This is a genomic window from Dysosmobacter sp. (assembly GCF_052306735.1).
Taxonomy (GTDB): domain Bacteria; phylum Bacillota; class Clostridia; order Oscillospirales; family Oscillospiraceae; genus Oscillibacter.
This window is the reverse complement of record NZ_DAWBAJ010000014.1, coordinates 18776-31717: the sequence shown is the minus strand read 5'-3', so window position 1 is coordinate 31717 and position 12942 is coordinate 18776. Positions and strand designations below refer to the sequence as shown.

The window sequence follows — 12942 nt, the reverse complement described above, 5'->3', positions numbered from 1 at the left end:
TATGATTCTGTTGGGAATTGCCGCTACCGCCGTCCTGGCGCTCTGCACCGCTGTGCGGTGGTTCTGGGAGCGCCCGGACGGCCGGGCGGAGGAGCACTGGAACGGCCGGGTGGCCTTACGTTCCTTCTACAACCGGGGCGCCGCCTTCGGCATGAAATGGCTGCGGGGTGGGGTGCTGATTGCCCTGTCCTGCCTGGTGCTGCTGGCATTGCCGCTGCTGGCCATCCGGCAGAGCCGGGGATTCCGGCTGGGGGCTGGGCTGGCCATGGGCGGGGGATTGAGCAACCTCCTGGAGCGCATCCTCCACGGACAGGTATTCGATTACGTGCAGTTCCCCCGCCTGCCCGGGAAACCGGGCCGACTGGTCTTCAATCTGGCGGATTTCGCCCTGGCTCTGGGGGGCGTACTGATGGTGCTCTTCTCCGGCCGCCGCCGGTGAGAGAAAAGACTGTCGATAAAACCGGAGATCTTACGCGACGGGAAGGAAGAGAGTTACGAGAGGAACCCAGGAAGGGTTCCTTTCGTTTTGAATCATCAGTTTTTTGAAACTTTTTTGAGTTTCAAAAAACTTGCTCAGCCTGTAGAAAAGACTTTTTCGACAGGCTGGGCGGCGGCCGGCAGCCTGCCGCTTTTTTTCAGCAAAGCGAAAAAGTGTATTTACATTTTCCCGCACCGTGCTATAATAGGAAAATAGTTGCAGTTTAAACCGCTAAACAGAAAAAGAAAACTGCACATTCCGAAAGGCAAGGGAGGGACCGGGGATGACAGTGATCCTTGGAATTATCGCGGTGTACATGCTGACCATGCTTTATATTGGCTACCGGGCCAAAAAGAGCGTGAAAAGTTCCGCAGACTACTTTATCGGCGGCAGCCGCTTCGGCGCCGTTTTGACGGCCATTGCCCATCAGGCGGCGGGATTGAGCGGGTGGCTCTTTATCGCGTGGCCCCAGCAGGTGGCGGGATCCGGTATGGGCGCCATCTGGACGGCGTTTTCCTCAGGCTTTGCGCCGTTTATCAACTTCTTCGTCATGGCCAAGCGGGTGGCCCGCTTTACCCTGATGACCGGAGCCCGCAGCTTCATCGACCTGATCGAAGCCCGGTACTACGACGAGGACCGTAAGGTTCTCCGGGCAGTTTCCACCGTCATCATTGCCATCAGCATCACCGTGTACATGAGTTCCCAGCTGATGGCTGCCGGCACCACCTTCCAGGCGGTGCTGGGCCTGGATTACCGGGTGTCCGTGCTCATCGGCGCGGTGGTGGTGATCCTTTACACCTCCGCCGGCGGACTGCTGGCGGTGGCCTGGACGGACTTCGTCCAGGGCATGCTGATGATTTTCGCGGTGCTTGTGGGACTGTTCGTGGCCTTCGGCAACGGCGGCTTCAACTCCCTGATGGATCAGGTGGCGGCGGTGGATCCCGCCCTCACCTCCGCGTGGATCAATCCCATCACCATTGTGGGTCTCCTCTCCGCCGGATGGCTGGGCTACATGGGCCAGCCCCAGATCGTGCAGATGTTCATGGGCATGAAGGAGCCCCGCTCCGCCGGAAAGGGCGCAGCGATTGCCGGTGTCACAGGCGTGTTTTTGCTCTTCGGCACCTTCGTGGTGAACCTGTGGTGCCTGACGATTTTTCCGGGCAGTGAGAATACCAGCACCAACTACATCCAGATGATCGCCCAGTACACCCCCCGCTTCCTGGTGGGCATCGTCACGGCGGCCATTCTGGCGGCGGTGATGTCCTCGGCGGATGCGCTGCTGCATGTGGCCACCACTGCCGTCACCCAGGATTTTTACAACAAGATCCTCAAAAAGGGCCAGGCCACGGATCGGCAGGTGCTGCTGGTGGCCCGGATCTCCTCGGTGGTCATCGGCATTTTTGCCATCTACATTGCATTCAATCCCTTTGACAGCATCCTCTGGGTCAACTGGTGGGCCTGGGGCGGACTGTCTGTGTTTGCCCCCATTCTGATCCTGGGCTTCTACTGGAAGCGGGCCACCCGGGAGGGCGCTCTGGTGAGCATGATCGTGGGCTTTGTGGCGGTCTACGCCTGGTACCAGGCGGGCCTCAACACCACGCTGCACTATACCTTCGTGGCCTTTACCGTGACGGCGGTGGTGCTGGTGGTGGTGAGCCTTATGACGAAGGAACCCCCCGCCCGGATTCAGGAGATGGTGACCCAGCTCAACCGGAAGGATTCTGAACCAGAAAAGGAGGAAGCGGCGTGCCGGACGTCTATGTGATGCAGGGGGGCGACCCTGCCCAAATGGCCTATGACGCCATCTCCCGGGTGTTTACCGAGGAGGCGGCGGGGCTGCGGATTTTGCTGAAAGTCAATACGGGATTCAAGGGCCCTGCCGCCAGCGGCCTTTGCACCCATCCGGAGGTAGTACGGGGCCTCATCCGCTTTTTCAAGGAGCGGCAGGTGGGGCAGCTCCTGGTGGGAGACAGCTCCATTGTGGGGGTCAACAGTCTGGAGGCTCTGCGCTCCGCCGGGATCTATCAGGTCTGTGAGGAAGAGGGCGTTGCCTGTGTGGATCTGGACGAGAGCGGTATGGAGGAGCGGGAGATCCCCGGCGGCGTCATGGTCCAGCGGCTGAAGATGTCCCGTCTGCCCTTCCAGGTGGACCGGCTGATCTCCGTGCCGGTGATAAAGACCCACATGTACGCCGGAGTGACCCTGAGCATCAAGAACATGAAGGGCTGCCTCTATCAAAAGGACAAGACCCGGCTTCACCGCATCAACCAGGCGCCGCCGGATATTCACAAGGGCAAGTGCCTGGACTACGGCATCATGGAGCTGGCCCGTGTCTGCTACCCGGATTATGTGGTCACGGACGGCGTGGTGTGTATGGAGGGCTTCGGCCCCTCCGGCGGCACACCGGTGGAGCTGGGGGTGGTGCTTGCCTCCAAGGACGCCCTGTCCGCAGACCTGACGGCTATCCGCCTCATGGGTATGGAGTACGACGCGGTGCCCCACCTGAATCTGGTGCGGGAGGACCGGGGGCTGGAGCTGGGGGATATCCGGGTGTTCCCGGAGGATTACCTCAAATGGGCCCACCGGTTCCAGCTGGCCTCGGAGCATGACCTGCACCTGCACTACCCCAATCCCAAGGTGGTGGAGCAGGGGGCCTGCAGCGCCTGCCACGCCGCCATGGTGCAGTTTTTCCGCTATCACCACCAGGAGTATGAGGATGCGCCTCCGGTGACCATTGCTTTCGGCGCGGACTTGCGGCCGGAGGATCTGGCGGAGCAGAATGTGGTACTGGTAGGCAACTGCACGGCCAAATTCCGGGACGGAAAGCGGCCCTTCTGCAAGGGCTGCCCGCCGGTGCCCTCCCAGATCGCACGAACCATCAATGCCGGAGAAACCCTGGACGATTAAACCGTAGAAAACAATAGGAGGAATTTATGATGAAAGTGACTTTTTTGGGCCACGCATGCTTTTTGCTGGATGACGGAAAGTACAAGCTGCTGACGGATCCCTTCCTTACCGGCAATCCCCTGGCGGCGGTTCCTGCCGACCAGGTGGAGGCAGATTACATCTTCGTCACCCACGGCCACGGCGACCATCTGGGAGACGCGGTGGACATCGCCCGCCGCACCGGAGCCCCCGTCTGCTGCACAGCGGATCTGGGCAACGCGCTGTTTGCCCCCGCCGGGGTGGAGACCATCCAGGGCAACCTGGGCGGCCGGATGAAGCTGCCTTTCGGTTCCTTTAAGTTTACCCCCGCCATTCACGGCAGCGGTGTGCCGGGCTGCCTCTCCTGCGGCTTCCTCTTCGAGATGGGCGGCCGGAAGATCTACCATGCCGGAGATACCTCCCTTACCTGCGATCTGGCGCTGCTGGAGCCGGAGCACATCGACGTGGCGCTGCTGCCCATCGGGGACATGTTCACCATGGGGCCGGAGGATGCCCTCCGGGCGGCGGAGATGATCAAGCCCCAGATGGTGGTGCCCATGCACTACGACACCATGCCGCCCCTGCGCCAGGACGCCCAGGCCTTTGCGGATGCCGTGCGTGGCAAGGGCATGCAGTGCTGTGTCCTCAAGCCCGGCGAGAGCGTGGAACTGTAACCGGATATCAAAAGCGGGAACCCCTGGGGGTTCCCGCTTTTTTCATGGATCCACTTTTTATGGATGGGGGTTGGGCAGGGAGAAGCTCTGCTCCCCGTGGGCTTCATCCGTCACGGAGCCTGCAGGCAGGTGGATGGTCACGCCGCCTTCTTCATCCGGCGTGAAGGAGAGGGTCTCGTCGATGGCCACATAATCCGTCAGAGGCTTGTTGTCCCGGATGGGGTAGAACTCCACCTCCGGCTCTTTGTCCATGCGGTTTTCCATCTGCATGGTGATGGTCTCCACGATGTAGTCTTGGTAGTCCGCGCCCAGCAGCTCCTCCAGGGTGGGGGGAGCGGCGTCCGGGGACTGGGTTTCCCCGGTGCCGGCGGGGTCGGTGGAAGAAGTGGACTCCTCCGTCATTTCGATGGGGGCTTGAGGGGTACTGTTTCCGGCGCCGCAGGCGCTCAGGGCAAACAGGGCACAAACCAGCATGGCAGCCAGCAATGCCCGGTGGATGCGCAGATGCTTCATAGTCGATTCCTCCTTGTGTTCAACAGTAGGGCTGCCCGAAAGGCATGGTTTAACTTCCGGGTTTGCCTTACAGACGGTGGGACGGGGGAAAAGGTTTGCGGTTTTTCAACAGCGTGTGGAAAAAGCCCAAAGGAAAAAGACGCAGCCCCGTAAGGGACTGCGTCAAAGGCAATCATGCGGCATCCGGCAGCTGCACGGACAGGGGGTCCTGCTCCACCGGGGAACAGGATTGATAGTCGATGCTGGTGGCGTCCTGATTGTGGTAATACTTTCCCAGATATTCCATGCCCTGGGCGCTTACCACCCCCAGAAAGAAGCTGCATCCATTGAACTGCTGGGCAAGGTCTGCAAAGGCCAGCCGCTCCCCGTCGTAGTCGAAGACGGGGGTGTCCATGTAGCACTCCAGGGCCTGGGCCGGAGAAAAATCTCCAGCCAGGGAGATTTCCGCCTGTCCGGCCCCGTCCACCGTCACCAGGGCAAATGCCCCGTCGGAGCGGGTGGCGATGAGATAGCCCTCCTGGAGATACGTCCGGGAGAGCGCCTGGGTCTCCCGGTCCTCCAGCGTAAAAAGCGTGACCTGGGAGGTGATTTCCCCGGTGTCAGCGGAGAGCACCGTCAGCGTGGCTTCCCCCCTTTGCTGGCTGAGAAGGTACAGCCAGTTTCCGTCGTTACTCTGATAGAGGGACACCCGGTCCGCATCGGCGTCAATGGGACACACCGTCCGGAAGTGCTCCGTGTCCAGGGAGACGGTGAGAAGGTTTTCGGTATCGGAAAAATCCTCCCCCTCATAGGGGGTCAGGGTGATGGGCAGGAAGTAGAGCCCCCGCTCCACCGTGCAGTGGGAGAAGTCCGGTGTCGTGCCGTCTGCGCGCATGTCCGGGGAGAGGGTGAAGAACAGGCCTGCCTCCGTCCGCACGGTAGAGATTCCCAGCGACTCCCAGTTGTAATCGTCCACAGAGCCGGTGCCCAACATGGTGACAGCGCCGCTGGCATCCTTGCCGACGGTGAACTCCACCCACAGGTCCTCCGGCACCGGGAAGCGGAACTGGGAGCGGAGAAAGTCCTGCATCATCATTTCCACGGATTCGCTGCCGTCTAAGTAATAGCTGCCGCCATCGGGCAGGATGTCCACGGTGGAGACGTAAATGGGGAAGTATTCGTAGTAATCCCGCAGACGGACCCGCTCCGTGTAATTCTCCGTTCCGGCGGGGCAGCGGGAGGCCACGTCGTTGAAGGGCTTTTGCATGCCGAACTGGTCCACTTCCTCCCACTCCGGGCTTGTGACGCCCATGGAGCCGCAAAAGTCTGCCCGGAGAACGTCCCGGTCCCACTCCCGGTAGTTGGGCTGTTCACTCCAATAATGGGTGTAGTCGGTGTGAATGACGGGCTGTGTCCCGGCGGTATACTGGGTGTCCCAGAAGAGCTGATTTATCAGCTGTGTATGAATCTCCACCTGGACGCCCTCCACGGCGGAGACATCCCCCAGCAGGGTGGTCTCCTCCAGGGTTACCGCCTCCCGCTGGGCGTACAGGGAGACATGCCCTGCCGCCAGCACGCCGCAGGAGAGGACCAGGGCGGCGGCGATAAAAATGGACGCAATGCGAAAGCGCATGGTCATCCCTCCTCCCGGTGATCTGTCAGATCCGAGAGGGCACGGCTCACCCGGTCCGAGCGGTAGTGGTAGGTCTCCTTTACAAAGGACATGAGATCCTGTCCCGCGTCCTCCAAGTCGCTCATGGAGGCATCCCCCACGATCTTTCCCTGACGCAGCAGCACCGCCCGGCTGATGAAGTTCTGCACCTCCTCCAGAAGATGGGTGGAGAGGATCACCGCCTCCGTGGGCTCCAGGATCCCCAGCAGCACCTTGTAGAAGTCCTCCCGGTTGAAGATATCGTTGCCCGCAAAGGGCTCGTCCATAAGGATATAGTCCGCCCCCTGGCTGAGCGCGAGGATCACCTCAAACTGGTTTTTCTGCCCGGTGGACAAATGGCGCAGAGCCTTGCCCCCCGGCAGCTCGAAAAAGTCCATCAGGGCCTGGAAGCGCTTGTCCCGGAAAGCGGGGAAGTGGGAGCGGTAAAAGGCTCGATGGTCCTCTGCCGTCAGATTGGGGAAGAAAGAGTGCTCGCAGGTAGCAAAGGACAGCCGGTGGATGTTTTTGTGGCTGACGGCTTCCCCGTCCAGGGTCACTGTGCCCCGGTGGGGCAGGAGCCCCAGCATGGATTTGAGCAGCGTGGTCTTGCCCGCGCCGTTTTCCCCGAAGAGCCCCACAATCTCTCCCGGGGCCAGGGTGAGGGAGACCTTGTCCAGGGCCTGCTTGGCCCCGTAGAATTTTGTGACTTCCTTGAGTTCCAGCATGATGTATCCCTCCTAAAACCACGGCTCCGGCAGACACTGGGCCGGTGTGAAAACCAGGTAGACGGCAAGGTAGATCCCCAGCAGGATCAGCATGGCGGCCAGGGCGCACAGGGCGCCCGCCGCCGGCAGGGCCAGGCACCGCCGCCAGTATTCCCAGCGGTCCGGCAGACGCCGCATAAGATAGATGGGACGGCTGCCTCCCTGGTAGTGGTAGGCCACGTGGAAAACTGCCACCGCCGCCATAGCCAGCAAAAAGATCCCAAAACCCAGAAAGGACCAGGAGAAGATCTCCCGGAAGGTGGGCATCACGACAATCTTTTCCGGGCCCCGGAAGTCTTCTAGCAGATCATAGACATAGGTACGTCTGTCCACATAGGATAGGAAAAACCGCAGGGAGAGCACCGCGGCGGCAATCAGACCCCAGACCGTTCGCTCTACTTCTGTCTGGACATCCACCCCCGGCGGGGCATAGCGCTCAATGGGAATCCGCATGACGGTACACCTCCCCCCAGACCAGGTAAATGGATACCCCCGCTGTTACCAGAGCCGCCAGGATCAAAAAGAGATCCATGGAAAGGTCGGTGGGATCGAATGTGATGGTTACCACCCACAAAATTACCAGAAACGGCGCGGCGTAGCCGTTGGCTGTCTGCCGCCGCCAAAAGGACCAGGCGGCACAGCCTATCCCCAGCCCCAGGGAGAGACACGCCATGCGCACATAGCCGGTCCACTGATCCAGGGGCAGCACCGCGTGAAAGAAGGGCACTTGCCAGGAGGCAAGCAGCACCGTCTGGGGACTGGCGGCAGAGGGGGCAGCATGTGCGGTGAAATACCATCCTGCCCCCAGCAGGATCCCCGCCTGGACTGCCCACAAGATCACAAAGGCCGTGGCGTAGCAAAGGCCCCATAAGAGGAATGCCGTCAGCTCAGAGATCCGCAGCCGCCCCAGGGTGTTTCCCACGGCGCTGCCCCCCAGGCCGCTGCCGTGGAGGCAGCAGGCCGCCGCCAGCAGAACCAGGGCCGCCCGGAAAGGCCACACCAGGGGACAGTCACTCAATAAAAAGTACAGGCTCGTGGCTTCGTAATCCGGATAGGCCGACCACAGCAGGACGCCTTCCGCCGCCGCCATGACCAGCAGGATCAGCGCCAGGGGGCCCGCGATTCCCCGGGCCGCCGTCATCCACACGGAAAGATGCTTTCTCATGGCGTCTCCTCCTCTCCTGCTTGGGGCGCGTCCCACAGCCGCGCCACCACGTCCAGCGCCTGGGTGCGGGGAATGCCCATTTCCTTCAGACCCCGCACCAGTGTTCCGGCGTCGTACTCCAAAAGCTCCTGCCGCACCCGGGCGGTCACCGCCTCGTCCGCCGCCACCAGGCTTTTGGCCCCGGTGTGGGAGGTGATGATGCCCTCCTCCTCCAGCATGCGGCAGGCCTTCTGGATGGTGTTGGGGTTCACCCCCAGCAATGCCGAGAGAGCCCGGCGGGAGGGCAGCTCGTCTCCCGGGCGGATGGTGCCGGCCACCAGGCGGCGCTGCACATACCGGACGATCTGCAGATAGATGGGGCTTCCCTCCGCAGGGGAAAAGCCTTCAAAGGAGATCACACGGCCTCACCGCCCTTTCCTGCAAACTGTGTCACTTCCATAGTACGCTTTCTAACCGTATCATAGCAGTGATACAGTTTCCTGTCAAGTCCATCCGGCGGGCTTGACAACGGGTGCCCGCCCCCGTATGCTTTTCATGAGAAAGCGCACCGGAGATAAGGGGAGAGGATCATGGATATCAAGCAGCTCACATATTTTATGGCGGTGGCCCAGGCAGGAAGCTTTTCCCAGGCGGCGGAGCATCTGGGGATCTCCCAGCCGGCCCTGTCCATCTCTGTGAAGAACCTGGAGGAGGAGCTGGGGGTGAAGCTGCTGTACGCCTTCGGCCGTCGGCAGATGCTCACGGATGAGGGCCGCAGGCTCCTGGAGGGGGCCCAGCAGCTGATGGACGTCTATCAAAAGACGGTGGAGGATGTGCGCCGGACAGACCGCAACAGCAGCGGTGCCTTTTCCCTGGGGCTTCCGCCTCTGATGGGAGCCTGTTTCTTCGGGGATTTGATCCCGGAGTTCAACCGGGCCTACCCCAATATCCGCGTCCATATGATCGAGGAGGGCGCCCATCGCCTGGATCAGATGCTCCAGGCGGGAGAGCTGGATCTGGCCCTGACCCTCAACACCCCCCGCTGCGCCAGCTTTGAGACGCTGCACTTCACCACCCAGCGCAATGTGGCCCTGGTGCACCGGGATCATCCCCTGGCCCGGGAGCCTTTCACCACTGTGGCAGCCCTCCGGGAGGAGGAGTTCGCCATTTTCAACGAGAATTTCATCCTCAACGAGCAGATCGTGGCAGCCTGCCGGGCGGCGGGCTTTGAGCCCAAAATGGCGCTTTTGACCTCCCAGTGGGACTTTATGGTGGAGATGGTGTCCCACCGCCGGGCGGTGTCCATCCTGCCCAAGCCCGTGCTGGACATGCACCCCGCTCCCCAGGTGACCTGCGTCCCCCTGATGGACAGTATGAAATACTGGGATATCGTTCTGGCCTGGAATCCCAGGCGGTATCTCTCCAAGGCCTGCCAGGCCTTTATCCACCACCTCTCCCGCCACCTGCCCCCGGACGATCTGTGGCCGGAGGATGGGGGAGAAGCGTAAGGTGTCTGGATAATATTTATAAATTTAATTTATAAAACAAAATAATATTTATAATTTCGTTAAATCACACAAAGCTGTCCGGTAAATTACGGCCAATCATGCGAATTGATTTCATAGTCCCAGATGATAGAATATCCTCAGGAAACGAAGCGGCGGACAGTCCGCCGGGAAAACGGACAGGAGGAAACGGAAATGAAATCTGCATTGATTACCGGCGCGGCGTCCGGCATCGGCAAGGCCTGCGCCCAGCGTATGGCGAAAGAGGGCTATGGCGTTGTGGTGGCGGACGTGAACATGCCTGCTGCGGAGGAATTGGTGAAGGAGCTGACGGCCCAGGGCCTCAGTGCCATCGCCGTCCACATGGATGTCTCCAGTGAGGAAGAGGTGGAAGCCGGCTTTGACAAGATGGTGGAGACCTACGGCTCCTGCGATCTGGTGATGTCCAACGCCGGCGTCCAGATCGTCCATCCCTTTGACGAGTATCCCTTTGCCGACTGGAAGAAGATGATGGCCATTCACGCCGACGGCGCCTTCCTGGTGTCCCGGGCTGCCTTCCGTCGGATGAAAGCCTCCGGCAAGGGCGGGCGCATCGTCTTCACCGGATCCGTGCAGTCCTTTGTGGGCTCCAAGCTGAAAGAGCCCTACAACTTTGCCAAGCACGGTGTGGCGGGCCTTGCCAAGGCGGTGGCCCGGGAGGGCGCCGACTACGGCATCTATACCTACACCATCTGCCCCAGCTTCATCAAGACGCCCCTGGTGGAAAAGCAGATCCCGGAGCAGGCGGCCTCTCTGGGCATCAGCGAGGAGGAAGTGGTGAAGAACATCATGCTGCGGGACACCGTGGACGGGGTGTTTACCACCGTGGAGGATGTTGCCAATATGCTGGCCTTCCTGGCCAATGACCAGGGCGCCCTCACGGGACAGTCCCTGCGGCTGACCCACGGCTGGGCCATGATGTAAGGAGCGCACTATGGAAAAGATTGCCGTCTACGGCTCCGGGACCATCGGCTCCTGCCAGGCGACGCTGGTGATCGGCCACGGCCTGCCCTGCACGGTGGTGGGCCATTCGGAAAGCGGCCTGGTGCGCTGCCGGAAAGCCATTGAGCAGAACTGGGACGATCTCATTGCCCAGGGCCTTGCCACGGAGAAAAACAAGACCGCCGCCCTGGCGCTGCTGACCATCACCAACGACCCTGCCGCCCTGGAAGGCTGCACCTTCGTCTTTGAGGCGGTTACCGAGGGATGTAAGGAAAAGCAGGCTGTTTACGAAATTATTACCCAATATGCGCAGGACAGCGCTATTGTGGCCTCCTGTTCTTCCTCTATGGACGCGGAGATCCTGGCGGGGCTCACCGGCCGGCCGGAGCAGCTGCTGGTGGCCCATCCCTTCCAGCCGGTGCATATGCTGCCCCTGGTAGAGGTAGTGCGCCACCAGCGCACGGGGGAGGAGACCCTCTCCCGCACCATGGCCCTGTTGGAGACGCTGCACCGCCAGGTGGTGGTGCTCAACCGCAGCGTGCCGGGTTTCCTGGTGAACCGGTTTGCCCAGGCCCTGTTCCGGGAGTCTATCTACCTCATCGAGCAGGGCGTCACCACCGCCGCCGACATCGACAAGGCGGTGAAATACGCCATGGGCATGCGCTATGCCTCCATCGGATTGCTGGAGTATTTCGACGCCGTGGGCTTCGATCTGGAGAGCGCCATCGCCAAAAATGTCTACCCGGATCTGTGCGATACCAAGGAGCTCCAAAAGCTGGTGCTCTCCGGCCTGGCCTCCGGTAAGACCGGACAGGCCGCCGGAGAAGGATTGTACGACTGGTCCAAAAAGGACCAGGACGATTTCCGCCTGCGCAAGCAGAGCCCGTATTTTGACGGCGTGAAAGAGTGGACCATGCCGGAGTGATGAGCGCCCTGCTGCAAAATCAATGATAAAAGGACCGCACGGTACAGTGCGGTCCTTTTTCACGCTTATTCGCTTTTGATGGCCTCCAGAGCGGGAATCTGTACCGCCTTGTTGGCGGGGTAGTAACCGGAGCCCAGGCCGATGAGCACGGAGAAGACCACCGCGAAGAGCAGCAGCCACGGCGGGATCACCGAGACCCGGCTCACTCCCTCGCCGCCGATGATGGCCGGCAGGATATTCTCCGGCGAGAAGCCCAGGGACACCAGGTTCACCACCACCGAGGCGATGAAGCTGATGACACAGCCGATGATGCCGCCGATGAGACCGATGGCCCCGGCCTCCGAGAGGAACATCACCCGGATGTCCGTGACATAGCAGCCCAGAGCCTTCATAATGCCGATCTCCCGGGTGCGCTCGGAGATGGACATGATCATGGTGTTGGTGATGCCCAGAGCTGCCACGAACAGGGAGATGGCGCCAAGGCCTCCCAGCATCATCTGCTTTTGCCGGGCCTCCTTTTCCATGGGCTTGCGGATGCTCTCCATGGACTCCGTGGAGTAGCCCATGGCTTTGATGTCATTTTCCACCATCTCCACCCGGGAGATGTCTGTTACCTTTACCAGTACAGAGTCGTAGGGAACCGCCTTTTTCTGGTTTCCCTGGGCCTTGTCCAGCAGCTTGCGCAGATCGCTCAAGCTGAGAATGATGCCGTCAGAGGTCTCGGAACCTTTGGAGTAGTCCTCCTTGGCAACGCCCACAGGGGTTAAGGGTACGGTGAATTTGCCGCTTTGGGTGGTGACTTCCAGCGTGAATTTCTGCTTCAGAGGATCAAAGTAGGGGGGAGGGAGATGCTCCTGATCGCCGCCGCCATCCAGTTCTCCGCCCCAGCGGTCCACCATGTTCATGCCCTCGGGGCGGATGGAATCCTTGAAGTTGTAAGCGGTGTACTGCCCCACTACAATGTCGCCGCTGCGCTTGGGAACGCTGCCCTGGGTCAGCTGGTAGCCCATCTGCTCCATGGCCTCCGTGTCCAGCCCTGCTACGGAAGACCACTCCGCCACATAGCGGTTTCCGGTGCCGCACAGCAGGCGGATGCCCTCCGCCTCCAGATTCTGCTTGGGCGTCACGGCCTCCACCCCGGAGAGAGCCTTGAGCTGCCGGACCAGGGCATCATCCAGCTTCATCTTGCCCCGCCCTCCCTGGGGGGCGTTGACGGTGATGATGGTGAGGTCGCCCATCTGGGCGAGAAGCTTATCCTGGGATTCCTTCATGCCGATGCCCAGAGACACCATGATGACGATGGAGCAGCAGCCGATGAGCACGCCCAGCACCGTCAAAAAGGTGCGGGATTTCCGGCGCATCAGGTTTTGCAGGCACATGCGGAAAATATCGTTCCTGCTCAC

At 61.0% G+C, this 12942-nt stretch carries 14 protein-coding genes; 7 read left to right on the top strand and 7 right to left on the bottom strand.

Annotation, left to right across the window (positions count from 1 at the left end; all coding sequences use genetic code 11):
- Nucleotide 1: 1 nt before the first annotated feature.
- The 4 genes from ACT67G_RS05530 (at nucleotide 2) to ACT67G_RS05515 (ending at nucleotide 4077) form a co-directional block, all read left to right on the top strand.
- A complete protein-coding gene (locus ACT67G_RS05530) occupies nucleotides 2–439 on the top strand; it encodes a signal peptidase II (protein WP_443663369.1) in 438 nt (145 codons plus the stop codon).
- A gap of 322 nt (nucleotides 440–761) precedes the next feature.
- A complete protein-coding gene (locus ACT67G_RS05525; RefSeq protein ID WP_325245493.1) occupies nucleotides 762–2243 on the top strand; it encodes a sodium/proline symporter in 1482 nt (493 codons plus the stop codon).
- Nucleotides 2225–3385, top strand: a complete 1161-nt coding sequence (locus ACT67G_RS05520) for a DUF362 domain-containing protein (RefSeq protein WP_443663367.1) — start codon at nucleotides 2225–2227, stop codon at nucleotides 3383–3385. The genes ACT67G_RS05525 and ACT67G_RS05520 overlap by 19 nt, the downstream gene beginning before the upstream one ends.
- A gap of 26 nt (nucleotides 3386–3411) precedes the next feature.
- Nucleotides 3412–4077 carry a metal-dependent hydrolase gene (locus tag ACT67G_RS05515; RefSeq protein ID WP_443663366.1) on the top strand — a complete coding sequence of 222 codons (666 nt, stop codon included), beginning with the start codon at nucleotides 3412–3414 and terminating at the stop codon, nucleotides 4075–4077.
- A 57-nt stretch (nucleotides 4078–4134) separates the two neighbouring features.
- Here the strand turns inward: ACT67G_RS05515 and ACT67G_RS05510 are convergent, their stop codons facing one another.
- From ACT67G_RS05510 to ACT67G_RS05485, 6 genes are all read right to left on the bottom strand, one after another.
- A complete protein-coding gene (locus tag ACT67G_RS05510) occupies nucleotides 4135–4590 on the bottom strand; it encodes a hypothetical protein (protein ID WP_443663365.1) in 456 nt (151 codons plus the stop codon).
- A gap of 172 nt (nucleotides 4591–4762) precedes the next feature.
- Nucleotides 4763–6202, bottom strand: a complete 1440-nt coding sequence (locus ACT67G_RS05505) for a hypothetical protein (protein ID WP_443663363.1) — start codon at nucleotides 6200–6202, stop codon at nucleotides 4763–4765.
- Nucleotides 6203–6204: 2 nt separating this feature from the next.
- Nucleotides 6205–6945 carry an ABC transporter ATP-binding protein gene (locus tag ACT67G_RS05500; RefSeq protein WP_325244130.1) on the bottom strand — a complete coding sequence of 247 codons (741 nt, stop codon included), beginning with the start codon at nucleotides 6943–6945 and terminating at the stop codon, nucleotides 6205–6207.
- A 12-nt stretch (nucleotides 6946–6957) separates the two neighbouring features.
- Nucleotides 6958–7437, bottom strand: a complete 480-nt coding sequence (locus ACT67G_RS05495) for a hypothetical protein (protein WP_443663361.1) — start codon at nucleotides 7435–7437, stop codon at nucleotides 6958–6960.
- Nucleotides 7421–8149 carry a hypothetical protein gene (locus tag ACT67G_RS05490; RefSeq protein ID WP_443663359.1) on the bottom strand — a complete coding sequence of 243 codons (729 nt, stop codon included), beginning with the start codon at nucleotides 8147–8149 and terminating at the stop codon, nucleotides 7421–7423. Before ACT67G_RS05490 ends, ACT67G_RS05495 begins: the two co-directional genes overlap by 17 nt.
- Complete coding sequence (locus ACT67G_RS05485; RefSeq protein ID WP_443663358.1) at nucleotides 8146–8547, bottom strand: GntR family transcriptional regulator; 402 nt, start codon at nucleotides 8545–8547, stop codon at nucleotides 8146–8148. The genes ACT67G_RS05490 and ACT67G_RS05485 overlap by 4 nt, the downstream gene beginning before the upstream one ends.
- A 171-nt stretch (nucleotides 8548–8718) precedes the next feature.
- On the opposite strand from ACT67G_RS05485, the gene ACT67G_RS05480 reads away from it, so the two are divergent.
- The 3 genes from ACT67G_RS05480 to ACT67G_RS05470 all read left to right on the top strand — a co-directional run bounded on the left by ACT67G_RS05480 (nucleotide 8719) and on the right by ACT67G_RS05470 (nucleotide 11539).
- On the top strand, nucleotides 8719–9636 hold the full coding sequence (locus tag ACT67G_RS05480; RefSeq protein WP_443663357.1) for a LysR family transcriptional regulator: 918 nt from the start codon (nucleotides 8719–8721) through the stop codon (nucleotides 9634–9636).
- Between the two features lie 192 nt (nucleotides 9637–9828).
- Entirely contained in the window at nucleotides 9829–10596 is a 768-nt protein-coding gene (locus ACT67G_RS05475) for a 3-hydroxybutyrate dehydrogenase (RefSeq protein ID WP_326214281.1), read from the top strand.
- Between the two features lie 10 nt (nucleotides 10597–10606).
- Nucleotides 10607–11539, top strand: coding sequence for a 3-hydroxyacyl-CoA dehydrogenase family protein (locus tag ACT67G_RS05470; protein ID WP_443663355.1), 933 nt, complete (start codon nucleotides 10607–10609; stop codon nucleotides 11537–11539).
- 65 nt (nucleotides 11540–11604) lie between these two features.
- Here the strand turns inward: ACT67G_RS05470 and ACT67G_RS05465 are convergent, their stop codons facing one another.
- Nucleotides 11605–12942 carry an ABC transporter permease gene (locus ACT67G_RS05465; protein WP_443663353.1) on the bottom strand — a complete coding sequence of 446 codons (1338 nt, stop codon included), beginning with the start codon at nucleotides 12940–12942 and terminating at the stop codon, nucleotides 11605–11607.

Coding starts and splice junctions, on each gene's coding strand:
- ACT67G_RS05530 (WP_443663369.1), top strand. CDS start 2: ATGATTCTGTTGGGAATTGCCGCTACCGCCGTCCTGGCGCTCTGCACC.
- ACT67G_RS05525 (WP_325245493.1), top strand. CDS start 762: ATGACAGTGATCCTTGGAATTATCGCGGTGTACATGCTGACCATGCTT.
- ACT67G_RS05515 (WP_443663366.1), top strand. CDS start 3,412: ATGATGAAAGTGACTTTTTTGGGCCACGCATGCTTTTTGCTGGATGAC.
- ACT67G_RS05510 (WP_443663365.1), bottom strand. CDS start 4,590: ATGAAGCATCTGCGCATCCACCGGGCATTGCTGGCTGCCATGCTGGTT.
- ACT67G_RS05505 (WP_443663363.1), bottom strand. CDS start 6,202: ATGCGCTTTCGCATTGCGTCCATTTTTATCGCCGCCGCCCTGGTCCTC.
- ACT67G_RS05500 (WP_325244130.1), bottom strand. CDS start 6,945: ATGCTGGAACTCAAGGAAGTCACAAAATTCTACGGGGCCAAGCAGGCC.
- ACT67G_RS05495 (WP_443663361.1), bottom strand. CDS start 7,437: ATGCGGATTCCCATTGAGCGCTATGCCCCGCCGGGGGTGGATGTCCAG.
- ACT67G_RS05490 (WP_443663359.1), bottom strand. CDS start 8,149: ATGAGAAAGCATCTTTCCGTGTGGATGACGGCGGCCCGGGGAATCGCG.
- ACT67G_RS05480 (WP_443663357.1), top strand. CDS start 8,719: ATGGATATCAAGCAGCTCACATATTTTATGGCGGTGGCCCAGGCAGGA.
- ACT67G_RS05475 (WP_326214281.1), top strand. CDS start 9,829: ATGAAATCTGCATTGATTACCGGCGCGGCGTCCGGCATCGGCAAGGCC.
- ACT67G_RS05470 (WP_443663355.1), top strand. CDS start 10,607: ATGGAAAAGATTGCCGTCTACGGCTCCGGGACCATCGGCTCCTGCCAG.